This window comes from Polyangiaceae bacterium (assembly GCA_015075635.1).
Classification (GTDB): Bacteria; Myxococcota_A; Polyangia; order Polyangiales; family Polyangiaceae; genus JADJKB01.
The window spans coordinates 2,182,853-2,205,700 of record JABTUA010000001.1 but is presented as its reverse complement, the minus strand read 5'-3'; the positions used below and the strand labels follow the sequence as shown (position 1 = coordinate 2,205,700).

General features: G+C 71.9%; 19 protein-coding genes and 1 pseudogene. 7 read left to right on the top strand and 13 right to left on the bottom strand.

Annotated features, from left to right (window positions below; genetic code table 11):
• Nucleotides 1-3: 3 nt before the first annotated feature.
• Entirely contained in the window at nucleotides 4-1,617 is a 1,614-nt protein-coding gene (locus HS104_09980) for an SUMF1/EgtB/PvdO family nonheme iron enzyme (protein MBE7480296.1), read from the bottom strand.
• Nucleotides 1,618-1,675: 58 nt separating this feature from the next.
• Here HS104_09980 and HS104_09975 point away from each other — a divergent pair, with 58 nt between their 5' ends.
• Both HS104_09975 and HS104_09970 read left to right on the top strand, forming a co-directional pair.
• On the top strand, nucleotides 1,676-3,241 hold the full coding sequence (locus tag HS104_09975) for an ADP-ribosylglycohydrolase family protein (protein MBE7480295.1): 1,566 nt from the start codon (nucleotides 1,676-1,678) through the stop codon (nucleotides 3,239-3,241).
• A gap of 50 nt (nucleotides 3,242-3,291) precedes the next feature.
• Complete coding sequence (locus tag HS104_09970) at nucleotides 3,292-3,972, top strand: lipid-binding SYLF domain-containing protein (protein MBE7480294.1); 681 nt, start codon at nucleotides 3,292-3,294, stop codon at nucleotides 3,970-3,972.
• Between the two features lies 1 nt (nucleotide 3,973).
• On the opposite strand, the gene HS104_09965 is transcribed toward HS104_09970, so the two are convergent.
• The 4 genes from HS104_09965 to HS104_09950 are packed head-to-tail and all read right to left on the bottom strand — an operon-like array spanning nucleotide 3,974 to nucleotide 7,158.
• Nucleotides 3,974-4,324 carry a hypothetical protein gene (locus tag HS104_09965; GenBank protein MBE7480293.1) on the bottom strand — a complete coding sequence of 117 codons (351 nt, stop codon included), beginning with the start codon at nucleotides 4,322-4,324 and terminating at the stop codon, nucleotides 3,974-3,976.
• A 12-nt stretch (nucleotides 4,325-4,336) separates the two neighbouring features.
• Complete coding sequence (locus HS104_09960) at nucleotides 4,337-5,173, bottom strand: hypothetical protein (GenBank protein MBE7480292.1); 837 nt, start codon at nucleotides 5,171-5,173, stop codon at nucleotides 4,337-4,339.
• Between the two features lie 9 nt (nucleotides 5,174-5,182).
• A complete protein-coding gene (locus HS104_09955; protein MBE7480291.1) occupies nucleotides 5,183-6,706 on the bottom strand; it encodes a GMC family oxidoreductase in 1,524 nt (507 codons plus the stop codon).
• Nucleotides 6,703-7,158, bottom strand: coding sequence for a hypothetical protein (locus HS104_09950; protein MBE7480290.1), 456 nt, complete (start codon nucleotides 7,156-7,158; stop codon nucleotides 6,703-6,705). Before HS104_09950 ends, HS104_09955 begins: the two co-directional genes overlap by 4 nt.
• Nucleotides 7,159-7,191: 33 nt before the next feature.
• Here HS104_09950 and HS104_09945 point away from each other — a divergent pair, with 33 nt between their 5' ends.
• Nucleotides 7,192-7,773: a TonB family protein gene (locus HS104_09945; GenBank protein MBE7480289.1), complete on the top strand. Its 582-nt coding sequence runs from the start codon at nucleotides 7,192-7,194 to the stop codon at nucleotides 7,771-7,773.
• Nucleotides 7,774-7,779: 6 nt separating this feature from the next.
• Here HS104_09945 and HS104_09940 read toward each other — a convergent pair whose 3' ends face one another.
• From HS104_09940 to HS104_09925, 4 genes are all read right to left on the bottom strand, one after another.
• On the bottom strand, nucleotides 7,780-9,543 hold the full coding sequence (locus HS104_09940) for a hypothetical protein (GenBank protein ID MBE7480288.1): 1,764 nt from the start codon (nucleotides 9,541-9,543) through the stop codon (nucleotides 7,780-7,782).
• Nucleotides 9,544-9,605: 62 nt separating this feature from the next.
• A complete protein-coding gene (locus HS104_09935; protein ID MBE7480287.1) occupies nucleotides 9,606-11,273 on the bottom strand; it encodes a hypothetical protein in 1,668 nt (555 codons plus the stop codon).
• A 36-nt stretch (nucleotides 11,274-11,309) separates the two neighbouring features.
• Nucleotides 11,310-11,552: a hypothetical protein gene (locus tag HS104_09930; protein ID MBE7480286.1), complete on the bottom strand. Its 243-nt coding sequence runs from the start codon at nucleotides 11,550-11,552 to the stop codon at nucleotides 11,310-11,312.
• Complete coding sequence (locus HS104_09925; protein MBE7480285.1) at nucleotides 11,549-12,673, bottom strand: hypothetical protein; 1,125 nt, start codon at nucleotides 12,671-12,673, stop codon at nucleotides 11,549-11,551. Before HS104_09925 ends, HS104_09930 begins: the two co-directional genes overlap by 4 nt.
• Nucleotides 12,674-12,804: 131 nt before the next feature.
• Between HS104_09925 and HS104_09920 the strand changes: the two genes are divergently transcribed.
• Nucleotides 12,805-14,166 carry a glucosaminidase domain-containing protein gene (locus HS104_09920; GenBank protein ID MBE7480284.1) on the top strand — a complete coding sequence of 454 codons (1,362 nt, stop codon included), beginning with the start codon at nucleotides 12,805-12,807 and terminating at the stop codon, nucleotides 14,164-14,166.
• Between the two features lie 102 nt (nucleotides 14,167-14,268).
• Nucleotides 14,269-14,967: a hypothetical protein gene (locus HS104_09915; GenBank protein MBE7480283.1), complete on the top strand. Its 699-nt coding sequence runs from the start codon at nucleotides 14,269-14,271 to the stop codon at nucleotides 14,965-14,967.
• Here HS104_09915 and HS104_09910 read toward each other — a convergent pair.
• Complete coding sequence (locus HS104_09910; GenBank protein ID MBE7480282.1) at nucleotides 14,871-15,914, bottom strand: AraC family transcriptional regulator ligand-binding domain-containing protein; 1,044 nt, start codon at nucleotides 15,912-15,914, stop codon at nucleotides 14,871-14,873. The genes HS104_09915 and HS104_09910 overlap by 97 nt on opposite strands.
• Before the next feature lie 3 nt (nucleotides 15,915-15,917).
• On the bottom strand, nucleotides 15,918-17,201 hold the full coding sequence (locus HS104_09905; GenBank protein ID MBE7480281.1) for an MYXO-CTERM sorting domain-containing protein: 1,284 nt from the start codon (nucleotides 17,199-17,201) through the stop codon (nucleotides 15,918-15,920).
• 76 nt (nucleotides 17,202-17,277) lie between these two features.
• On the opposite strand from HS104_09905, the gene HS104_09900 reads away from it, so the two are divergent.
• On the top strand, nucleotides 17,278-19,497 hold the full coding sequence (locus tag HS104_09900; protein MBE7480280.1) for a hypothetical protein: 2,220 nt from the start codon (nucleotides 17,278-17,280) through the stop codon (nucleotides 19,495-19,497).
• A gap of 866 nt (nucleotides 19,498-20,363) precedes the next feature.
• Here HS104_09900 and HS104_09895 read toward each other — a convergent pair.
• Nucleotides 20,364-20,636: pseudogene (locus HS104_09895) on the bottom strand (hypothetical protein).
• A 157-nt stretch (nucleotides 20,637-20,793) separates the two neighbouring features.
• Nucleotides 20,794-21,606: a hypothetical protein gene (locus HS104_09890; protein MBE7480279.1), complete on the bottom strand. Its 813-nt coding sequence runs from the start codon at nucleotides 21,604-21,606 to the stop codon at nucleotides 20,794-20,796.
• A gap of 76 nt (nucleotides 21,607-21,682) precedes the next feature.
• Between HS104_09890 and HS104_09885 the strand changes: the two genes are divergently transcribed.
• Entirely contained in the window at nucleotides 21,683-22,798 is a 1,116-nt protein-coding gene (locus tag HS104_09885) for a hypothetical protein (GenBank protein MBE7480278.1), read from the top strand.
• Nucleotides 22,799-22,848 lie beyond the last annotated feature (50 nt).

Sequence of the window (22,848 nt, the reverse complement as noted above, 5' to 3'; positions counted from 1 at the left end):
CGACTAGTTTGCCCCGCGGCTGGCCTTGCAGCAACGGAAGCCCGTCTGCACGCCCGCGTAGCGCTCGCCGTGATTCGCGGTCGCGGCCCGGCAACGGTTGCGCCCGATGAGCCACCAGCCACCCCGCAGGATGGCGCGCTTGCCCGCCGGTTGGTTGTAGCGGCTCGTCCACTCGTCCACGTTGCCGACCAGGTTGAACACCCCGAACGGGCTCTTGCACTCCGGCAGCGCGTCCCTCGGCACCCGCCGGTCGATGAACTGATCGGGCCCGGTGACCAGCTGCTCCTCGGGAAAGTCGTGGTTGCAGCGCTTGCCGTCGCGCACGTAGCCGTAGGGGTAAGGCAACGCCTCCGGGCCTTCGCAGGCGAACTCCCATTCGTCCTCGAAGCACAAGCGCTTGTCCATCGCCAAGCAGAGGTTCTGCGCCTCGCCGTAGCTCACGTGGGTCAAAGGGTGGGTGTACCCGGGCGGCGTGAATTCGTACTGGTCGATGCAGTAGCTCATCTTGCGCCGCGACCCTTGGCACTCGCTCGGCTCGGCGAACTCCGCGCAGGCGATCTTCTGGCCGACGCTCAGTCGCGGCAGCCAGCGCCTGCAGAACTGCTTCGGCTCCGAGCAGCGTTGGCCCTCGACGTGGACCATGTCCACGGGGCACTTGGCGTCCTTCGGCTCGTAGGGCGGCGGAACGAGCTTCGGCAGCTTGCCCGTGTTGCTGGCGAAGCCGCGCATGCCCGGCGGATCGGCTGGAGCCCCGCCGTCGCTCGGCAGCGGAGCCAACACGGGCGGCGGCTCGGCCGGCTGGACGATCGCGCTCTTGTCGGCCTTGGTGCAGCAGCGAAAGCCGGTGGTGAAGTCGTGATACTCGGCGCCGTGTCCGGCGGTCACGTAGCGACAGCCCTTGCCGTGGAGCTTCGCCTCCACGTAGTGGCCGCCCATCAAGAGCGCTTTCTTGTCACCCTGCGTCCACTCGAGCAGGTTCCCTTGCAGGTCGAACACGCCTTCGGGCGTCACGCAGTCGGCGAACTCTCCGGTCTTGGCCACCGTCTCGTCGAGCTGGTTCAGCTTCGGATCGTTCAAGATCACCGAATCGTGCTGGTACTTGCCGTGGATCCGCACCACGGGGTGGAGGCGGCGCGCCACGTTGCAGGCCCCCTTCTCGTACTCCATGCCGTAGGGGTAGACGCGGTACGGACGTTTCACGCCCATGCACGCGTCCTGCCACTCTTGCGTGGTGCACAGATACTTGCCGGCGCGGCGGCAAGCGGCGTCGCCTTCCTCCGCGGAGATGTAGGCCTGGGGTAGGACGCCGGAGCGGCTCTCCGCCCTGACCTTGAGCGGGCCCACGGCATGGTGCGGCGAGTGCTCGCGTCCGTCGGGGCCGCGGGTAGAGGCCTCCCAGCGATCGATGCAGAAGCGCCCGTCGATGAGCGCCATGCCCTCGGGGCACGGCTGCTTCTGGGCCGGCGGTGCCTGGGCGTCCGGCTCTGCTGCGACCGCCGGAGCCGCGTCGGGGACGCTGGCCGCGCCCGCGCTCGCGCTGGGGGCTGGAGCCGGAGCTTCCGGCTTCTTTCCGCACGCGGCGAGCAAGAGCAGCAGCCAACAGGCGCGACGAGACACGGGCGGAGGGTAGCCCGCGACCCGCGCACGGGCGACAAACTGTGCGAGACTTCGCGGCATGGGGGTCACCTCGCCCCAGAGCCCGATCCGCGTGGCCTTCATCCCCGGACACCACACCGGTTTCGCGGGCCGCATCGGCTTGACCCTCGGCCCCGGGAAACGGGACGCCCGCTGGGACCGAGACCTCGACGCGGATCTCGAGCGCCTGCGCGGCGACTTCTACACCGACCTCTTGGTCTCGTTGATGGAGCCCGAAGAACGGCGGGTGCTCGGCATGGCCGCGCTGCCGGAGCGCGCGCGGGCGCTCGGCCTCGACTTCGAGGAGCTGCCGATCCCCGACGGCTCTGTGCCCAGATCTCGGTCCGACCTCGAGGCGCTGGTGCGCTCCATCCACCGGGCCGCCGCCGCCGGCAGAAACGTGGTGGTCCACTGCCGCGGCGGTCTCGGCCGCAGCGGCATGGTCGTCGCTGCCTGTCTGCGCGCGCGGGGACTCGAAGCCGAGCGCGCCATCGAAGCCGTCCGCCGCGCACGCCCTGGCGCGATCGAGACGGACGAGCAGGCCGCGCTGGTCGCAACCGTGGAGGCCAGCGACCCGCCGATCCTGCCCATCCCCTTCGAGCGCTTCCACGGCTGCCTCATCGCCGGCGCCATCGGCGACGCCCTGGGCTACCCCATCGAGTTCGACAACCACCCCTCCATCGTCACGCGCTGGGGCCACGAGCCGCCCGCCCCGCTGGCCTACGCCGACACGCCGCCCGCGCTCGTCTCCGACGACACGCAGATGACGCTGTTCACCGCCGAGGGGCTGATCGCTGCGGCCGATCCGAACGAGCAGCTCGATCGAATCCACCAGGCCTACTTGCGCTGGCTCGCCACGCAGACCGGCAGCGCCACACCCGCAGGCGGCTGGCTCCACTCCGTCGAGCGGCTGCATGCGCGGCGCGCCCCCGGCAACACCTGTCTCTCGGCGCTCTCCGCGCAGAGCCAGAGCTTTCACCGTCCCAGCGTGAGCGCCCCGCCCAACGACAGCAAGGGCTGCGGCGCCATCATGCGCTCGGCGCCCATCGGCCTCGGCGCCCTCACCCGCGAGGCGGCCTTCGAGCTCGGCCGTGATGCGGGCGTGCTGACTCACGGCCACCCGAGCGGCTACCTGTCCGCGGCCTACTTCGCCGCGCTCATCCACGACCTCTGCCGTGGCGGAGAGCTGCTGGAGGCCATGGACGCCGCCGACGCTCTGCTCGCCTGCGAGTTCGGCGCGGCGGAGACCCAGCGCTTCGTGGCGCTGGCCAAGGAGCTGGCGCTCGGCGGGCCACCCAGCGCCGCTGCACTCGAGGCGCTCGGCGGCGGCTGGACCGGAGAGAGCGCGCTCTCGATCGCCCTCGCCTGCCTGCTCTCGAGCGACGGCGTGCCCGCCACCCTGTGGCGAGCGGTGGCGCACGGCGGCGACAGCGACAGCACCGGCAGCCTGGTCGGCAATCTGCTCGGCGCGAAACACGGCACGGCACCCCTTCCCGCACGCTGGCTCGACGAGGTCGAGCTCGGCGACGTCACCGCCGTCCTGGCGAGCGATCTCTACGACCGCACCGTGCTCGGCGCGCGCATGGATCGCGATCGGTATGGGTGACACGCAAAAATCGCGCGCTCTCTCGCTGCCAGCGGTCTTAGCTTCGGAGCATGGACCGCCGTGGATTCCTCCTCTTCGCCTCCGCCCTGACCCTGGCCTGCGCCCGCGACGCCACGCCGAGCTCGCCCGACGACTCGCCGCAGCAGAAGATCGTCGACCGCGCGGCGCTCGCCGTCGATCGCATGCGCTCGGGCGGTCAGTTCCCCGCCCTCGATCAGCAGCTGAAGCAAGCTCGCGGAGTGATGGTGTTCCCGCGCCTGATCAAGGCCGGCATCATCGTGGGCGGAGAGGGCGGCAACGGCGTGCTGTTGTCGAAGGACGACTCGGGGCGCTGGAGCGCGCCGGCCTTCTACTCGTTGGGCGCCGGGAGCCTGGGCGCGCAAATCGGCTACCAGGAGGCCACGGTCGTGCTGTTCTTCATGACCGACGCGGCGCTCACCAGCGCCATCAACAACGGCGTCACCTTGGGCACCGACACCGCCGTCGCCGCCGGCACCATGGGCGACAGCGGGCAGGCCAGCGGCAAGAGCTCGGCCAAGGACATCGTGCAGCTGGTCGACGTGGGCGGCATCTTCGCCGGTGTCTCGCTGGACGGCACCGTGGTCGCGTCGAGGCAGGAGTTCAACCGTGCTTATTACGGCCCCGAAGCGACCACCTATCGCATCGTGATGGAGCGGCGCTTCGAAGCTCCGAACGCGGCCCGACTGCACGCGGCCTTGACGCCGCGCTGACTCAGCGCCGGCGCTTCGGCTTCGGCAGCGCCTCGTCCACCAGCGCGCGCACGTCGTCGTGGCGGCGGGCGGGCCGCGGCGTGACCGCGAGGTTCTTCTCCAGCGCCGCGACCCGGAGCACCAGGTGCCCCACCTGCTCGGCCAGGTGCTTGTCGCGGATCTCGTCGGCCGCCACCGCGCGGGCCAGGCCGTCTTCGCCGAGCGGGGCCCGACTCGGGCCCATGGCCACGTTCACCTCCAGGCGACTGACCGCCCCCTCGAGCGCCTCGACGCGCGGGCGTAAGCCGTCGAGCTGTGCCTCGAGCTCGAGGATCCGGGAGAGCAGCTGCGAGCCGGAGTCGCGGTAGGCCATGGGCCTCTGAGGTTAGCGCCGTTCGGCGAGCGACGCGGTGCTGGTCTTCTCGATGTTGCCGTCGTTGTCCTTCACCCAGCGCGAGAGCTCCTCGGTCTCGCCGAGGACCTTCTTGCCGAGGCGCTGCGCGGCCTGAGCGATGGCCTGGCCGTCTTCGCTCGCCTGGGTGCGGCCCGCGCCGATGAGCCAGGTCACCTTCGAGGTCTGGAAGGGCTCGCGCACGGTGTAGAGGACGGTCCCGGTCTTGACGTCGAACAAGCTGGCCTCGAGCAGCCCCTCCGTGGACACCGTCTGGCCCGGCGCCAGGAACACGCCCAGGCCGGTGGCGTAGAGCCACGCCCAGTTGTTCAGGTGGGAACGGTCCTCGGTGATGGTGTTGACGAGCATCAGGTAGCGCGTGCGGTAGCGAGCCGCGATGGCGCGCAAGCCTTCGATGCCGGAGGGGTTCGGCAGCTCGGTCGAGACGTCGGTCACCGCGCTCACGTGCGGCGAGCCTTTCAGCGTCCGGGTCAGCGACTTGGCGACGATGGCTTGCTCGGTCACCGGCGCGCGCTTCTCGGGGTCGAAGGCCGTGTCGAGCGCGACCACGCCGATGCGCGCAGGCAGGGTGATCTCGACGCGCGCGGCCAGCACCTTCTGCAGGTCGTCCTCGCTGACCGAGCCCGTGGAGTCGCGGCTGAAGAGCGAGCGCTCGAGCACCGGGCGGGGCGAGGCGGCGGCGGACGGGGCCGGCGCTTCGAGCGCAGCTCTCGGCGCGGCGCCGCAGCCACCGAGGCCCAGGAAGGAGGTCAAGAGGCCGAGCTTCAAGCAAGATTTCACGGGCGACATGCCCACGAAACGAGCGCGCACGGCGGTCCCTTACACCGGAGGCTCGTGAAGAGAGAGCTCGCCGAGCTTGCGCGAGGTGATGTCCGACAGCGCCATGATCGTGGCCTGCGGGTTCACGGCGCTGGGGCTCGGGAACACACTGGCGTCGCAGATGTACAGCCCTTCGAGCCCCTTGAGCTTGCCGTCCGGATCCACCGGTCCGCTCTCGTCCACGGTCATGCGACACGACCCGAAGGTGTGGTTCATGGTCATCGCCATGTGTCTGGCCTTCACCCGGGGGGAGAGCAGGCTCGCGGTATCGCTCTGGTTCTTCATCTCGTTGACGACGCTCACGAGCCCGGTGTGCACGTAGCGCGCGCCGAGCGAGAGCAGCGCGTCGGCGGCGTTCTTCATGCCGCGCATCACGGGCTGCACGTTCTTCTCGGGGATCCACAGCCGCATGCTGGGGTCGCCGCTGCGGGTGGCCTTGACCGTGCCGTGCACGTCGCCGCGGTACACGATGGCGATCACCACGGCGCGCTTCACCTCGTCCAGGCGCTCGACGAAGCGCCGCCCGACGTCGCCCCAGCGCACCATCAGCACCGCGGGCGACGCCCAGAGCCCCTCGTATTTGAGCCCGCGGATCTCCTGGGAGATGGCGCCCCAGCCCTGCGTCGCGCCGACCCAAGGATCGACCACCTCGTCCATGATGCCGACCAGGCCGCCGCCGACGTGACAGAACAAGGTCGCCCCCACCCGGCCGCGGGGGTTGATGCCGCTCTTCTGCAAGAGCACGGGCGTGTGCATGGTGCCCGCCGCCAGCACCACCAGCTTGGCGCGCACGCGAAAGCGCCCGACCTTCCTCCAGCCCGGCAGCTCGATCACGTCGCCTACGACGCCGACCGCGCGCTTGCCTTCGACCAGGACTCCATCGACCTGGCTGTGCGTGTAGACCTCGGCCCCGGCTGCCTCGGCCGCCGGCAGGTACACGCGATCGACCGACTGCTTCTTGCCGCTGGCGCAGCCCGTGAGGCAGTCGGAGCTGGCCTCGCAGCCGTCGACGGCGCGCGGCAGTCCCCCGCCCTTCTCTCCGACGACGCCCTCGATGGCGTCGCGCACCAGGAGGTTCCGCCGCCCGAACACCGTCATCGGCGTGGGAGCGACGCGACAGCGCGCGAACACGCGAGCGTACGCGGCGTCGAGCTCGGGCCCGTCGAAGTGCGCGACCCCGGCGTCGCTCTGCCACTCCTGCCGCACCCACTTCGGCAGCGGCAGCATGATGGCGGAGTTGACCACGCTACCGCCGCCCAGGCAGCGTGCGTGCATGCTGGGGCTCGGCGCCGTGCCCAGGATGATGCGCAGCCCGCCCTCCCAGAAGTTGCGAGCGAGGAAGCGCGGCGTGTCCCGCACCATGTCCTCGGGGCGCACCTCCGGGCCAGCCTCGAGCACGACGACCTTCATCCCCGCGCGAGCCAGGTTGTCCGCGGCCACGGCGCCGCCGGGGCCGGAGCCCACCACCACCACGTCCGCGCTGACGTCGAAGCCGCCGCGCACGTCGTCGAGCCCGTACCTCACGCCGGCTCCTCCGGTCGGGGTCGGACCGCGATCTTCACGCGATCGAGCGGGCGCTCGCAGACGCGGTACTCACCCACGTAGGCGATGGCGCTCGGGTGCGACATGTACATCATGGTCGTGGTGGCCTTCAGCGAGTCCCCCAGCACCCTGAACGGAAGGAAGCGCGAGCTCCGCCAGTTGGCGATGGCCTGTGTTCGGCGCAGCGCCGGCAACCTGGAGAAGCGCCGGAACCCCAGCACCAGAAACACCGCCGCGAGCTCGACGAACGCGAACAAGAGCACGAGCAGCCGGCGTTGCCGCGGCGGCAGCTCGTCCAGGTACTCGAGCGTGCGCGGGACCATGTCCGTGGACTTCCAGTCCGGGGCGCCCAGGTCGTTCTCCGGGAAGGTCGCCTCGCTCGAGGCGGCGATTCCGGCGATCGCAGTGCGCATCCAGAAGCTCTGCTCGGCCACCGCGCGCGGTTCTAACACGCTATGCTGGCGCGCATGCGGAGCTTCGACGTCGCGCGCTTTCTGGCGCTGACCGCCAGCCTGGCGGCCGCGTGCGCGGGCGGGCGACCAGCTCCGGCGCCGAGCCCGATCGTGGCGACCGCCCCCACCGAGGTGGAGGTGCCGGACGCGGCGGCGCAGGAGGACGACCGGCCGGATGCCGGCGTCGGCTTGGCGAGCGAGCCCGAGGGCCCGGCGGGCGAGGGAGACCCGAGCGCGGAGGGCAGTATCGCCGGAGATCCGCTGCGCGGCCCCGCCGACGAGCACGCGACGCTCGTGCCTGCGCCGACCGGCGGCATGGACCCGGCGGACATCGCTCGGGTGATCCGCGCCAGAGTCTCCAAGATCAGAGGTTGCTACCAGGCTGAGCTCAAGAACGATCCGAGCTTCGAGACCAAGCTGACGGTCCGCCTGGTGATCGGCACGAACGGCGCCGTGAGCAGCGCGAGCCTCACGCGGCCCTCGGGCAGGCAGTCCTTCGACGTCTGCGTGCTCGGCGAGGTGCGCCGCCTGCGCTTCCCCGCCCCGGACGGCGGCGCGGTCACGGTGAGCTATCCGTTCGTCTTCAAGTCGGCCTGAGCCGAATCAGCCCGGCTTCTTCCAGCGCGCACGCACCCGCGCGCGCACCTCGGGATCGCCGAAGTGGCGCTCCAGCCACGCCGAGCCCGCGCCGGCGGCCTCGGCGTATTCCTCGGTCGAAAGCGGCACGAGCGACAGCACGGTGACCGGTTGCCCCTTTGGCATCACCACGAAGCCCCCCTCGGCGAGCACGAAGCCGCCGATGTCGAGGTCGGCGATGGGCGCACGCAGCGTGTCACCAACCTTCCACGGCTTGGCGTCTGGACCGCGCTCGTGCAGCGTGCGCGCGAGGCGCCCCACCCAGGTGACGAGCTCGAAGGAGTGCTCGTCCACCCAGGCCGCCAGCTCGACGTGGGGGGCCCCCACGGCATCGCCGCCCGCCTGGGCCACGCGCCCGAGCCCCGCGGTCAGGATCACGAAGCCCGGATCCGCGTGCGGCTTGCGCACCTCGATCGAGTGCGGGATCACGCCCTTCGCGAGACACGGCACGTCGGCGACGACGTCACTCGGGTAGGCCTCGGCGAAGCGCGCGCTGAAGAGCGCCCGGTAGGTGTTCGGGGCGATCGCCTCCGGATCGCGCGCGTCCGGCGCCGAGGCCTTTGCCCAGCGCTCCGCCGCGTCCACTGCGCTCCCGGTGTGGGTGAGCTCCACCAGACCGCCGCCGAGCGTCACCGTGTAGCGCTCGGTGTCCCCTTCGACGGGCTCGATGGGGTAGGCGCCGACGCGCACACCGATCGGAACGAGCAACTCTTCACCCGCGGCCAGCTCACGGTTCTCCCGCACCATGCGCGCGCAGGCGACTAGCACCGCCTCGTGCCGCCGCGAGCGCTGCCAGCGGCTCTCGGGATCGACCGCCACGCTCACGTCCGGCAGCGCGAACGCAGCCATGCCCCAGCTGCGGTAGACCGGCGGCGCGCCGGCGAAGGAGAAATCCAGCCAGGCCGCGAAGGGCACGCAGTCGGGGTCGTCGAGATCGCCGAGCTGCCGCTCGAAGTCGCCCTTGCCCACCACCAGATCGCCGGCGCGGTTCAGCACCACCCCGCGGCCGTGCTGCAAGAGCAGGCGCGCGAGCTTCGACAGCGCGCGGAGCTCGCCCTTCGGCCCCCACACGTCCGCCATGCCTCCCAGCGCGCGGCCGGCACGGAACAGGCCCGGCTCGCCCAGCCCGAGCGAGACGAAGCCGAGGCCCGGATCGAAGTCCTCGCCGACGTCGCGCAGATCGAGCGCTTCCTTCGGGAAAGGTCGGTCCCCGACGTGGGTCGAGATGTCGTGGCCGAAGGCACGAAACGCGAGGCGCGCCTCGGTGGACACCTCGACGGCCTGATCCTCGAGCCGGATCTCGCCGGCCCAGACCCGCTGCGCCTGCGGGCCGTGCGGCACGGGGCGCTCGAGCAGCACCGTGATCCAGCCGAGGGTCCGCGCGGCGGCGGCGGCCTCCTCCGGCTTCTCGTCGGTGCTGATGCCGACCTTCTCGTCTCGCTCCCGGAGCAGCCGGTCGTAGTCGGCGTCGCCCGGGTCGAGCTCGAGGTGCGTCGCGCGCGGCCCGAAGCGACTGGGCTCGACGGCGAGGACGCGCACCTTCGCCCCGACGACCGGCTCGAAGCCGTGACAGGCCGAACGGCCGAAGCGAACGCGCGTCGCAGCGTCGAGCATCAGGCTGCCGACCGCGTCGGTGACGTCGAAGCTCGCGATCTGGGCCGAGGCCGGCAGCGCCAGGCTGGGGAGCGGCGGCGCCGTGGGCTTGCGGGTGAAGCGATCGAAGAGGCCCATGGCTCGCCCCTCTTACACCGGATCGATGACCGCCCCTAGTCACGCGACGCCAGCGGCCGCGCTCAGCGTAGATCCTCAAGCATGGCCTGGTGGAGGTTCGGCTGGCACAGCTCGGCGGCCGCGATCTTCTCGAGCTTCCAGTCGTAGGGGGAGCTCACGCTGGTGGCGCTGGTGTCCACCGCGACGAAGTTCAGGAGCGGACCGTAGTCGTTCGGAGGCAGCGCGAGCGGCTTCGCGGCCCTGAGGTTCCAGAAGGTCGAATAGGCGGCGGAGTGCGGCATGCGATTGGCCGATCCTCCGCTCTTGAAGGGCCGCGTCCCAGCGCCGAAGTCGAGGTTCGTCCAGAGCGTGGCGTACGGCGCGCGGCCGTGATGGTCCATGCACAGATCCACGCCCTTGCCGTCGGACCAGACGGTGTTCCGGGTGTAGCCGTCCACGCTGAGGTCGTGGATGAACGGCTTCTGCACGTCGAAGCGGGTGAAGAGCAGCTCGCTGCTGCCGCCGGCCGTGAAGGCGTGGTGGCCCACCAGCGCGCCGCGGTCGAAATTGGTGTCGAGCTCGACGTCCGTCACCGTGACGAAGTGGCAGTTGCCGAGGTTGACGCCGTAGTCGGCGTTCAAGATCTCGACGTGGCTCACCCAAGAGTCGAGCACGCCGTTGAGCTGAATGGCGTTGTAGCCGTGCTCCTTGAAGTGTCCGGGGTAGGTCGTGCCAGGGAACTCGAAGGTCAGGTGCTCGACCCCGACCTCGCGCACGCTGGGGCTCACGGCGCGCAACTCCGGCTTCCAGCTCGTGTCCACCGCGAGGGGCAGCGGCCGCTCGAGCACGATGCTCCCGGCGCCCACGCTCTTGACCTGGGAGTAGAAGCGGAACACCTGCTTTCCCCCGTCCTCCGCCACGTTGCCCGGGAAGTGCCCGCCGTGCAGCGCCTTGAACAGGGAGCCCGCCGCGTCGGTCATCAAGAGCCGCACCCAAGCTCCCGGGGTGATGCCGGTGGTCGTCGAGACGACGAGGGTCTTGTCGCCGAGCTTCGCGTTCGCGGTCACGTCCGCGAGCTTCGTGCCGCTGTCGCTGCCCTTGATCTCGAGGAACGCTCCGCTGAAGGACCAGTTCGACTGGCCAGCGCTGTTGAACGTGAGCCCGTACACGTCGCCGAGGGCCTTGGGGAAATACAGGATGGTCTTTCCCATGCCCGCGCCGCGCAGCACCAAGTTGGGCTTCTTGATCTCCAATCGCTGGCTGAGGATGAACTTACCGGCAGGGACGCTGATGACGCCGCTCGCCGTGCCGGCGATGGCGTCGAGGAAGCTCTGGGTGTCGTCGCTGGCGTCGTCGGGCGTCGCCCCGAAATCGCTCACGCTCTTGACCGGGCCCGCGACGTTGGGGATGGCCACGTTGCCGGTGCGGTAGCCGGCGTAGGCGTACTCGCGCAGCCGGCCCGTGGCGCTCCAGAGCTCGCCCTGCTTGCCGTACAGCGCCGAGGGCGTGCAGTTCGGGTCACCGCCGCCTCCGGCGACGCCGCCGCTGCCCGCGCCGCCGCCGCTGCCCGCGCCGCCGCCGCTGCCTGAAGTGCCACCGTCCGCCTGCGCCCCCGCGCTGCCGCCGCTGCTGGTTCCTCCGCTGCCGGTCCCGCCCTTGCCTCCACCTGCGCTGCTCTCGCCGGCGTCGTCGGAGCCGCAGCCGCCGAGGGCCACCCCGATGCCGAGGAGAAGCGCCGCCTTCCGCGTCATGCGCTCAGAGTATGAGGCTCGGCAGAGGCGAGCAACTCAGCGCCGCCCGGCACGCGAGCCGAGCCAGAGCTCGAGACACGCTGCGGCGAGCCAGGCCGGCGCGCCGAAGAACAGCAGGAGTCTCACCGACAGCGCAGAGAGCGCGAGGAAGGCGACCCAGAGCTTGCCGGTCAAGACGGCCGCGAGGGGCTCGTGCGTGGCCAGCGCCCGACCCAGCGCGAGCTCGAGCAAGGCGAGGCCGAGCGTCCCGAGCACGGGCCAGCGCAGGCGGCGCTTCACACGGGCCTCGCCGTCAGCATGGCCAAGAGCAGCGCGTTGCCCAGCGCGCCGCCGATGGCGAACGGGCGCTCCGCCCCGCGCGACGCCGGCACGCCGAAGAGCGCCGCCGTGCGGTAGAGCTCTACGAACAGCTCGTCCTGGCGGTGAGCGCGAGCGGCGCCGAGGCCGAACCCCGTGGCACCAACGGACACGCCGAGCACGATCGGTCCCGCGTTCACGTCGCCGAGCCCGTCGAAGCCGGACGGGTACTCGCGGATGCCACCGAAGCCGAACAACGTCCGGCGGCCGTCTCCCGCCAGAGCAGCGGCCAGGCGCGCCGACAGGCCGCGGTGCGCGAAGCTCAGGAAGTAGGCGCCGACCGCGGTGCCGGAGCCGCGCGGCGCGTCGAGGGGGATGCAGGTCCCGCTCCGCGAGCGCTGCACCAGGTAGCCCGACGCGTGGATGGTGCACTTGGCGAAGCGCTCGGCCCAGGCGTCGAGCTCGCGGCTGCGATCGCGCCCGGTGGCCCGCGCGTGCAGGCCGATGGAGCCCACCACCGCCGTCACGTCCGGAGGCCAGGTCTCACCGGGATAGGTCTCGGTCATCCCCGTCGGCGCCGAGAAGACACGCTGGGCGAGCGCCTCGGTGATCCGATCGTGGAGCGCCGCGTGGGGTGTCTCCGGCTCGATCAGGCGCAGCATGCCGAGCCCCAGGTTCACGTAGCCCAGGTAGGCGTGCCCCTCGCCCGGATCCATGCGGGTGACGCCGTGCTGGCCGTAGACGGACGCCGCGTACGAGAGCGTCTGCGGGTTCACTAGGCGATCGGCAGCGACGCGCATCGCCGGCAGGTAGGCCTGCCGCTTCTCCGGGTGATCGAGCACGATCTGGCCGAGGCCGAGCAGGGTCATCTGATAGATGGCGACGGCGCTCTGGCCGTCGAAGCGGCTCTGCCCGGTGCGATAGAAGGTGAGCTCCTTCTGCTCGAGCACGCTCCGCACGACCGCCTGCGCGAGCGCGTCCTGGGTCTCGAGATCCCCGCTGAGGAAGGCGCGCGCCCGCCAGCCCGCGACGTGACGGGGCAGGAGCGCGGAGGTCGCGAGCCAGCACAGCGCGAGCACGGCGGCGCGTCTCCAAACGCTCACTCGCGACACCTAGCACGCGGCGCCGGTGAGTTGGCCGTCCGGGCCCCGGCAAGGTTGAATGGCCCACGCTCGTGCACGTCCGCTCGGTACGCTGGCCCGCTCCCTCCCGACGCCCGGGTTTCTGGGCGCGCGTGCGCTCACGGTTGGCCGACGCCGGTCCGAGCCTCGGCGTGTGCGCGGTGAGCGCGGGCCTCATCGCGCACGCCTGCAACGCCGAACCGGAGAAACCCAAGGGCGGGAAGGCCGAACGCTCGTGGGTGCACGCGCTGCTCGGGCCCGACGCCGTCGCGACGTCCGAGCAGCCCACGCCAGCGAAGAAGCTCAAGCTACGCCGCGGGATGCGGCTCCCGAGCGACACGCGGGACGCCCTGATCCTGGTCGTGCGCTCTGCCCCCCCAGCGCCCGAGCCGGAGCTCGTGCCCCCACCGCCGCCTGCGCCGAGGCCGGAGCCGCCGAAGCCGCTGGTGGTCGCGCGCAAGCCGGCGCCCCCGCCACCTCCACCGCCCGCACCGCCGCCGCCCGCGCCAAAGGCCGAGCCCATCCCAAAGGCGACGGTCGTCGCGGCCGCGTTCAGCGTCCCGAAGCAGCCCGCACCGCGCCGCCCGCCACAGCTCCTCGAAGAGACGCTGCCGGCGGCCATCGAGCGACCCGCCGAGGAGCCCGTCGTCGCCAAGGCCCCAGCTCCCGAGCCCCCGCCGGAGCCCAGACCGGTGGCCGTTGCAGCTCCGCTCCCCCCTCCGGCGCCCGCGCCCACCCCCGCCGCCGTGCCGGCGCCCGAGCCAGAGCCGATCGCCGCTGCACCGCCCGCGCCCGCTCCCGCGCCTCCCCGTCCCCCACCTGCTCCGGCCCCGCCGCCCGCTCCTGCTCCGGAGCCGCCTCCCGCTGCGCCCGAGCCCGAGCCCGTGGTCGTGGCAGCACCGCCGCTACCAGCGGCCGTAGCTCCCGCGCCCACTCCGCGAGTCGCCCGCGCGCCGAAGCCGCCCAAGCCGAAGCGCATCGATCGTCCGCGCCGCCCGACCCCGATGTCGCCCAACGACGCCACCCGCTACCTCGCCCAGGCCTGGGAACACCTGACCGGCGAGCGCGCGACCGAGGAGGTGATCAGCGTGCTCTGGGGCCAGTGGGCGCTCGAGACCGGACGCGGCCGCTGGATGGTGGACTACAACTACGCGGGGCTGAAGGGCCGGGCCCCCGACGGCGGGACCGCCAACTGGTGGACCTGGGAGGAGGCCGACGACGGCGCGCGCCGCATCCGCGCCCGCTTCCGCAGCTACGAGGCACCCGAGCACGGCGCCCTCGACTACGTGGAGATGCTCTTGCGCCGCTACCCCAAGGCGCTCGCCGCGGCCCGCCGCGGAGACGCGGTGAACTTCATCTTCGAGCTCGACCACGGCGGGTTCTTCACCGAGCGACCCGAGCACTACGTGCGCTCGGTCGCGAGCCTCGCCCGCGAGTTCCGCCGCGACAACTACGCCGTGCTGTTCAGCGAGTGACGCCCGGGTCCGCATCTGGCCGAAGCTGCCAGGACTCTGGCGGTTCCGGCCATGCCGCCTGTCGCAGCCGAGGCCTAGGCTGAACGCACAGGAGAGACACCGATGAACAGCCACGAAATCACCTCGTTCCAGAAGACCTTGCTCGGCGCTGCCTTCGTCGCCGGGCCCGCGCTGCTCTGTGCTTCCACCACCAGCTTCGCGCTCGGGATCGGGCTCATCCCGCCGGGCGTGTCGAGCTGGGTCGAGGGCATCTTCGGCTCCCTCGGCATCGCCTGCTTCGTCCCGATCTACCTGGAGCTCTCCCGACGCGTCGGCCGAAGCCACCCACGGCTCGGCGCGCTGACCAGCGTCACCGGACTGTTCGGGGCGACGGTCGGAGTGGCGCTGGAGTTCCTACGCGTTGCCGAGCACGCCTTCCGAAGCAACGGCGCCGCTGACGGGGTCTTCGCTGCCACCTACTCGAACCCTGGCTGGGAGTTCTTGTCCGTGGCGCTGCTCGGGCCCCTGTTCCCGCTGACTTCGATCTTGCTCGGCGTCGGCGCGTTCGCCGGTCGCACCATGCCGCGTGGCGTGGCTGCGTGCCTGGTAGCTGCCGGCGTCGGTTTCCCGCTCGCGCAGGTCGCTGGTCTGGAGCTCGCGCTCCGCTTCACCTATCCCGCCGCTGGCGTTCTCTGGCTGATCGCGCTGGCGCCGCTCGGCGTCGCCTACTTTCGCGAGGCCGCAAGTGAGCGGCGAAACGCGCCGGGCGCCACGCCGGTCCAGCGCCGGAACGCCCGCTGGAACGTGCTGGCCTCGGAGTAGCCCAACAAGAACGCGATCTCGTCCAGCGTGAGCGACGGATCTCCCAGGTATCGCCGTGCCAAGAGCTCACGACACTCGTCCAGGAGCGCGACGAAGCTCGTGCCCTCCTCGGACAAGCGCCGATGCAGCGTGCGCTCGCTCGACGCGAGCGCCTTCGCGACCTGCTGCGCGGTCGGCACCTCCGCGCCGAGGCGCTCGAGGAGGAACACCCGCACCCGATCCGGCACGCGCTGGGAGTCCGGCACGGCTCGCCCGAGCTCCTCGGCGTGGCGCGACAGGTACTGGAAGAGCGCTGCGTCGTGGCTTCGCACCGGGAGGTCGAACACCTCCCGGTGCAGGCGCAGCACCGCCTTGTCCGCCCGGAACCGCACCGGGCAGCCGTAGGCTCGCTCCACCAGCGCGACCTCGGCCGGCGGCGCCGAGGGGAGCGCGACGTCGATGGCGATGGGCCGGCTGGCTGCGAGCCCCGCGAGCTCCCGGATGATGGGTATGGTCGTGAGCGGTCCGGCGATGCACATGGCCGGGTTCCGGACGACGCGCTCGGGCAGCCTGCGTTGGAACACCACCGCGTCCGAGCGCTCCTCGATCTCCGGCGCAATGCGGTCGTTCACCAGCCGGCTGAAGCGGGAGAAGCAGGCGTAAGCTTCGCGGATGCTGGCAGCGTGTTGCATGGCGTAGCCGACCACGCCGAGCGCGGCGATGTGAACCGCGCTGCCCAGCGAGACCGCGAAGCGCACGGCCCGGTCGTCCCGCGCGATGGCGTCCCAGAGATCGACGTAGCGGCTGAGCGGCACGCGCGCGGCCGGATCCGCCAACTCGGCGGGCTGGATTCGAGCGCTCCGGAACAAAGCGCCGGCATCCAAGCCGAACGCAGCCGCCGAGCCGGCGACGCCCGCGATCAGCGCCGCCGGCACCGTGGACCGCTCGAGCGAGTCGTCGTCCGCCAACGCTCAACGACGCCGGCGCGCGAAGAAGAGCGCGGCCCCCAGGAGCGCGAGCAGGTTCCCGCTCGGCGCGCTCGACCCGCCCGGCACGCGACAGCCGCAGCCGCCGTCGTCGTCCGAGTCACTGCCGCTGCCTGGCCCGGCGTCCGCCTTGCCGCCAGTTCCGCTGCCGCCGGTTCCGCTGCCGCCGGTGCCGCTGCCGCCGGTGCCGCCGGCGCCGCCGCCTCCGCTGGCTGTGCCTGCGGCTCCGCCGGTTGCTGCGCCTGCGCTGCCTCCCGTCGCCGCACCCGCAGCGCCGCCGGTCGCGGCGCCTGCGCTGCCGCCGGTCGCCGCTCCCGCAGCCCCGCCTGTCGCGCCGCCGCCGGTGCCGCTGGTTGCGGCGCCTGCGCTGCCGCCGGTGCCGCCGCTGCCACCCGTCGCCGTGCCGCCGCTGCCACCTGTCGCCGTGCCGCCGCTGCCGCCCGTCGCCGTGCTGCCGCTGCCGCCCGTCGCCGAGCCGCCGCTGCCGCCCGTCGCCGTGCCGCCGCTGCCACCCACCGCCGCGTCTCCGGCTCCACCAGTGCCGCCGGCACCGTCGCTGGCAGCGTCCGTGGCCGCGTCCGCGCCGGCGTCCGCGCCGCAGGTGTACGCCATGCCCAGACCGGCAGTCGCCGCCGGGCGCACCTGGAAGCCGCCGCTGCACCAGACCGAGATCTGATCGGGCGCGGTGTTGTTCTCCGTCGGGACCACGATCGACGGCAACGTCCCGGCGTCCGCCGGCAGGCAGATCTTGGTGTTGCCGACGTTCTCCCAGCTCGCGTGCAGGAGCGGCGTCAGACCCGGGCCGACGAACAAGAGCGCCTCGTTGTCGTTCTGCAGCCAGTTCTGCGGCCGGTCCAGGTCGCACGCCGAGTTCCACGCGGTGTCGCAGATTTGCACGAAGCCGTCGTTCGGGATCTGGACCGCGGTGAGGTTGATCGTCGCGTAGGGTTGGCAGTTGTCGCCGTTGAGCAGCACCAGCGCCGCCAGCCCGCACTGACCGAGCGTGGTGGCGGTCGAGCCAGCGTTCTTCACGACGCGGAGCTCGATCAGCTCGCCCGCGTCGTTGTTGAGCGGCGTGTCGTAGTTGATCTTGTCCCAGAAGACCATGCAGCCATTCGCGATGGCGACCCCGATCGCGTCCGCGCTCTCGCTCACGGGCTCGGGACCGGTCGGCGCGGAGTCGGCTCCGGAGCAGGCGACGGCAAGGACGAGCGGCAAGAGGACGCAGGTGGTGATGCCATGCGGCCGCGAGCGGTATTTCCCCAGCATCCGCCGATGATCTGCGGGAGCGCTCGCCGAGTCAACGCTGGCGACGAGCCTCGGCCGGGCTGGTATGAATCTCCCTATGCGTATCGTCCTCGTGCTCGATCCGCCGGTCTACAAGACGAGCCCGGCGGCGTGGCTTCGCGAAACGCTCGACGCCGGCGACGTCTCGCTGGTGTCCCTGCCCGCCGTCGATCCGCTGACGCGCTCGCTCGCGGAGGCGCTCGGCGCGCACGAGCCGGGTGACGGCGGCTTCGTCGTGCTCGCGCGAGCCGGCACCGGACGCTGCGAGGCGCGAGACTGGGAGGAGCTCGGGCTCGCCAAGCGCGCGCGGCGCATCGAGCCCGTGGAGGACCCGGCGGTGGAGGGTGCCATCGTGGAAGGCGCGCAGCACTTCGATCGCGGTGACTGGGAGCGTGCGTACCGCGCCTACTCCCTGGCGGACTCGCTGCTCGCCTGGGAGCACGGGCCGCGCCGCGCAGAGGTGCTGGTGTGCTTGGCCAACATCGAGGCGGCCCGGGGCTCCACCGCCGCCGCGTCGGCGCTCCTCGATCGCGCGCTGGCCATCTTCCCCGATCACCAGGCGGGCCTCCGGCAGCGCATCGAGCTGGCGCGCAGCTCGCACGACGCGGCGACGGCGGCCGCGCTGCGCCGGCGCCTGCTCCGCTGCGCCGAGACCGACGCCGAGCGCGCGGATCTACTCTCGAGCATCGCCGACGACTCGCTGACCGCGACGGTCGAGGCGCTGGAGCAGGCCCTGGAGCTCCGCCCCCGCGACCCGCGCCTGCTCGAGCGCAAGCAGGCCACGCTGGAGGCAGCCGGGCGCTGGCGCGAGGCGGTGGATGCCAAGGTCGCGCTCTCGGAGACCATCGACAACCCGCGCGATCGCGCCCGATCGCTGACTGCGGCCGCGGGCATGTGCGCCCGTCGCACCAACGACGTGCCGCGGGCGGTCGCGCTCTACGAGGCTGCCATCGCCGACGATCCCGCCGCCCCCGGGGCGTTCGAGGCGATTGAGGCGGTGCTGCTCAAGAACGACGATTTCTCCGGGATCGAGCGCGCCTACGTCCGGCAGCTCGATCGCCTGATCGAGCGCGGCGAGAAGGACGCCGCGACCGGCATGCTCGACCGGCTGGCCACGCTGCGCGCGGAGAGGCTCTACGACGTGCGCGGCGCCATCGTCGCGCTGGATCAACTGGTGGTGCTCTCGCCGTCCAACGTGACGGCCCGGGCGCGCCTGGCCACCTTGCTCGAGCAGACCAACGAGATCGAGCTCGCCGCGCGCTGCCTGGAGAACGCCGCGGAGTGGGGCCCGGCGCGGGCGGAGACGTTTCGCGACCTGTATCGAGTGTGCACCCGCCTGGGTGACGTGGACCGGGGCTACTGCGCCTGCGCCGTCCTGGTGCACCTGGGCGAGGCCGACGTGGACGAGCAAGAGGTCTACCGTCGCTTCGCCCCGGAGACGACGCCGCGTCCGCGCGCCGCGTTCGACCCTGCCAGCTGGGCGGAGCTCTACGCCCCCGAGCACGACGAGGTCGTCTCGCGCATAGTGCACGCGGTCGCTCCGGCAGCCACGAGCTTGCGCATCGAGCAGCTGCGCGCGGCGCGCCGCCTGCCGGATCTGACCCGTGCCGAGCGGCACGACCCGGAGAAGACCACGCTCACCGCCGTGCGCACGGTCGCCTGGGTGTGCGCCGTCCTGGGCATCCCGCTGCCGGACGTCTACACCAAGCCCGAGGAGCTCCCGGGCGGCATCGCACACCTCCCGCTGCCGGAGCCGGCGCTCTTGCTCGGCAAGTCGATGCTCACCGGTCGCTCGGTGCCCGAGCTGGCCTTCGCCATCGGGCGCGAGGTGGCCTGCCAGCACCTGACCGGTCGCCTGGTCACCTTCTTCCCAACCCTGCCGGAGCTGCGCTCGGTGCTGGTCGCCGCCGTGGCCCAGGTCCTGCCGTCGAGCTTGCCCTCGGACGTGGTGCAGCTCCGCGACGCGCTCCACACCCGCATCGATCCGGCGCGGCGCGCGGAGCTCGAGCGGGTGGTCGAAGCGCTGCAGGCCCGCGACGGCCGCCTCGACTTGAAGCCTTGGATCCGCGCCATCGAGTTGGCCTCGTGCCGCGCCGGCCTGCTGGTGTGCGGGGACATCACCGCCGCGGCGCGCATGCTCGCGGTGGACGGCCGTGTGGTCGGCGGGCTCAGCGCCGCCGATCGCATCCGCGACCTGATCCCGTTCTCGGTCTCGGCACGCTGTGCGAAGGTGCGACGCGCCATCGGCATCGGCGCCACGGCCGCGGCGCCGAGCTAGTTCTTCACGCAGCTGACCTGCGTCGAGCTGCAGGTGCCGCAGGAGCAGCTCGTGCCCGACGACTGCACGTGGTAGCCGGCGGGACAGCTCGAGCCGCACACGGTGAAGCTGTTGCCGCTGTTCACGCCGCAGCTCACCTGAGTCGAGCTGCACGTCCCGCACGAGCAGCTCGTCCCCACCGACGACACGTGGTACCCGCTCGGGCAGCTCGAGCCGCAGGTGGTGAAGCTATTGCCGCTGTCCACGGCGCAGGTCACCTGCGTCGAGCTGCACGTCCCGCACGAGCAGCTCGTCCCCACCGACGACACGTGGTACCCGCTCGGGCACCCCGAGCCGCACTTGCTGAAGCTGTTCCCACAGTCCGGCGCGCAGGTGGCCTGAGACGAGCTGCAACTTCCGCAGGAGCAGCTCGTCCCGAGCGCCGACACGTGATACCCGGCGGGGCAGCTCGAGCCGCACTGACTGAAGCTGGTCTTCGGGGTGTGCTTGACCCCGGTCACCGGATCGCAGGAGTCGGTCGTGCACGAGTTGCCGTCGTCGATGTTCACCGGCGTGTGCGAGATGGCGCCCGTGGTCGGGTTGCAGGAGTCCGTGGTGCAGGCGTCGTTGTCGGTGACACTCACCGGCGTGTGCTTCACGCCCGTGACGGGATCGCAAGAATCGACCGTGCAGGCGTTGTTGTCGTTGACCTGAGGCGGAGTTCCGGGCTGGCAGTTGCCGCTGCCGTCGCAGGTCTCGGCGCCGTCGCACACCGTGTTGTTCCCGCACGCCGTTCCGGACCCAACGAAGGTCTTCACACACTGGCCGCCGGTACAGCTCTCGTTGGTGCAGGGGTTGCCGTCGGCGCAGTCCGCCGGGCCTTGGCACGACGCGCCGCCGCCGCTGCCACCGCCCGCGCTCGTGCCGCCCGCGCTCGTGCCACCCGCGCTCGTGCCACCCGCGCTCGTGCCACCCGCGCTCGTGCCACCCGCGCTCGTGCCACCCGCGCTGGTGCCGCCCGCGCTCGTGCCGCCCGCGCTGGTGCCGCCCGCGCTCGTGCCGCCCGCGCTCGTGCCACCCGCGCTCGTGCCACCGCTGCCGCCGACCCAGCCGCCGTCGCCCAAGGATCCGCCGCTACCGCCGAGCTGGGCGTCCCCGCCCGCGTCGGAGTCGAGCAACTCCTCGGCGCCGTCGAAAGCCGTGCAGCCGACCACTAGCGGCAGACACAGCGCGACCCGCACGAAGCAGCCCATCGAGCCAAGAGCTTAGCGCTCGGCGCCGCGGCGGTCGAACGATTCGCCAAGGCCCCGGCGGACGCTACGGCAAACGGTGCGTGACCCCGAGCTCGTCCTTGACGGCGGCGCAGGCGGACTCGTCCTCGCCCCGCAGCACCACGGGCCAAGCGAAGGCGGCAGCTTCGACGGCCACGAAGGTCGGCAGGCGCTTGACCCGCTCGACGTAGTTCTTGGCGAGCCCGAGCGCCGCGTCGGCGCGGTGCCCCCGCACCTCCGCCTTCGAGCGGCGGCCTCGGTACGCATCCGCACCGGCGAAGTCGTCGCGCAGATCGATGCTGAGGACGTCGGGCACGCTGCTGCGCGCCTTGAAGAAGCGCGTCAGCGGCTCGCGCAGGCCGAAAGGCAGCTCGGGCAGGAAGATGTGCGCGAAGTGGCGCAGGCGATCCTCGCCGAACAGGAGCTTCACGCGCACCGAGCGACGCGTCCCCTTGCACACGGAGCACGGATGCGCGATGCCGTTGGTGCACGCCGAGCAAGGCGCGCTCTCGTCGCCGTGCGCCGTCACGCGCCCCGTGCCGCCACAGCGCAGGCAGCGGTTGTTCTCGGGCCGGAACTGGCACTCGCTGCAGCGCTGGGTCGTCGCGCTGCGCGACGCCGGCTCGAGCGTGCGGAACTTCGCGCCGTTCAGATCGTTCACGTCCGGGGCCGGCGCCTTCTCGGTGAGCAGCCGCTCGAAATCGTCCTCGCTGACCTCGACCTCGTCGCTCCAGCTCGTGCGCTCGACACCGCGACCGGTCACCAGGATGGCGACCACGTGGTCGGAGCGGCCGGCAACTACCGGCAGCACCGCGTCCACCTCGGCGGGGCTCGGAATGACATCCTCGAAGCTCGACATGGTGCGGACGAGCATAGTGCCAAGTCGAGGGACTGAGCGAGCACCGACGACGCAACCGGAGTATGCTGGGCGCGTCATGAGCTCGCGCCGCGCGATTGCTGCTTCGCTCGCCGGCGCGCTCGTGGCCCTGGTCAGCGTCTCTGCCTGCATGACCATCGCCGATCCCGTCGCAACCGGCGGCACGGCGGGCATCATCGCCAGCGGCGGCGGCAAGGGCGGAAGCGGCGGCAGCAGCGCCGGCGGCGCCGGCGGCTCCGTGGGCGGCAGCGGCGGCAGCGGCGCCAATACCGGCATCGAGAGCTGCCAGAACGGCGTCGACGACGACCAAGACGGCGAGATCGACTGCGCCGACTCGGACTGCGTCCCGGCGTTCACCTGCGTGTCGGTGCCGAGCGGCTGGACCGCCGTGCTCACCACCACCGCGCCGTGGTCCGGCGGCACGGGCAAGCCCATCGCCTGCGCGGACGGCAGCAGCGCGACGCGCTACCTCTCCGGCCCCGCCGGCGCGGCTTCTTGCACGCCCTGCACTTGCGGCTCGCCCATTGGAACGTGCGGCAGCACGCCCATCTCGTGCTCCATCGGCGACGCGAGCTGCAACTCGCTGAGCGCCATCAACGTCTCGACCTGCTCCAACTTCGGTGCGCCCGGGAACGGGGCGATCTCGTGCGTGCTCGGGCCGACCTCTGCCGCGGGCGCCGCCTGCCCCGCGTCGACATCGTCGCTCACGAACCCGGATTCTTGGCAGTCCGTCGCCGACACTTGCCCGCTCCCGGCCGGAGGCTGCGCTGCCGGGCAGGTGTGCGTTCCCAAGGACGACGCCGCCGGGCCGAGGTCGTGCGTGCTCGACGCCGGGACCACGCCGTGTCCCAGCGATTGGCCGTCGCCGCAGACCATCTACACCGGCGGCACGGATCAGCGCGCCTGCGGCAACTGCACCTGCCTCAGCCTCGGGCTGACCTGCGCGACCGACACGTTCCAGCTCATGACCCAGGCAGGCTGCGTGGACTTTGGTCCCTTCCCCACCTTCACCACCACGAGCTGCAAGAGCTACAACCTGAGCGGCGGCGCGACCTGGTCGCTGAAGCGGGTGCCGGCCAGCGACAAGACGCCGAACGGCTCCTGCACCGCAATCGGCGGCACGCCCACCGGCAGCGTACAGACGTCGGGCAAGACGACGCTCTGCTGTCGTTGATCGCTGCGAGCTCGCACGCGGGCCCGAGTCGAGCGCAGAAGCCGTGCCGT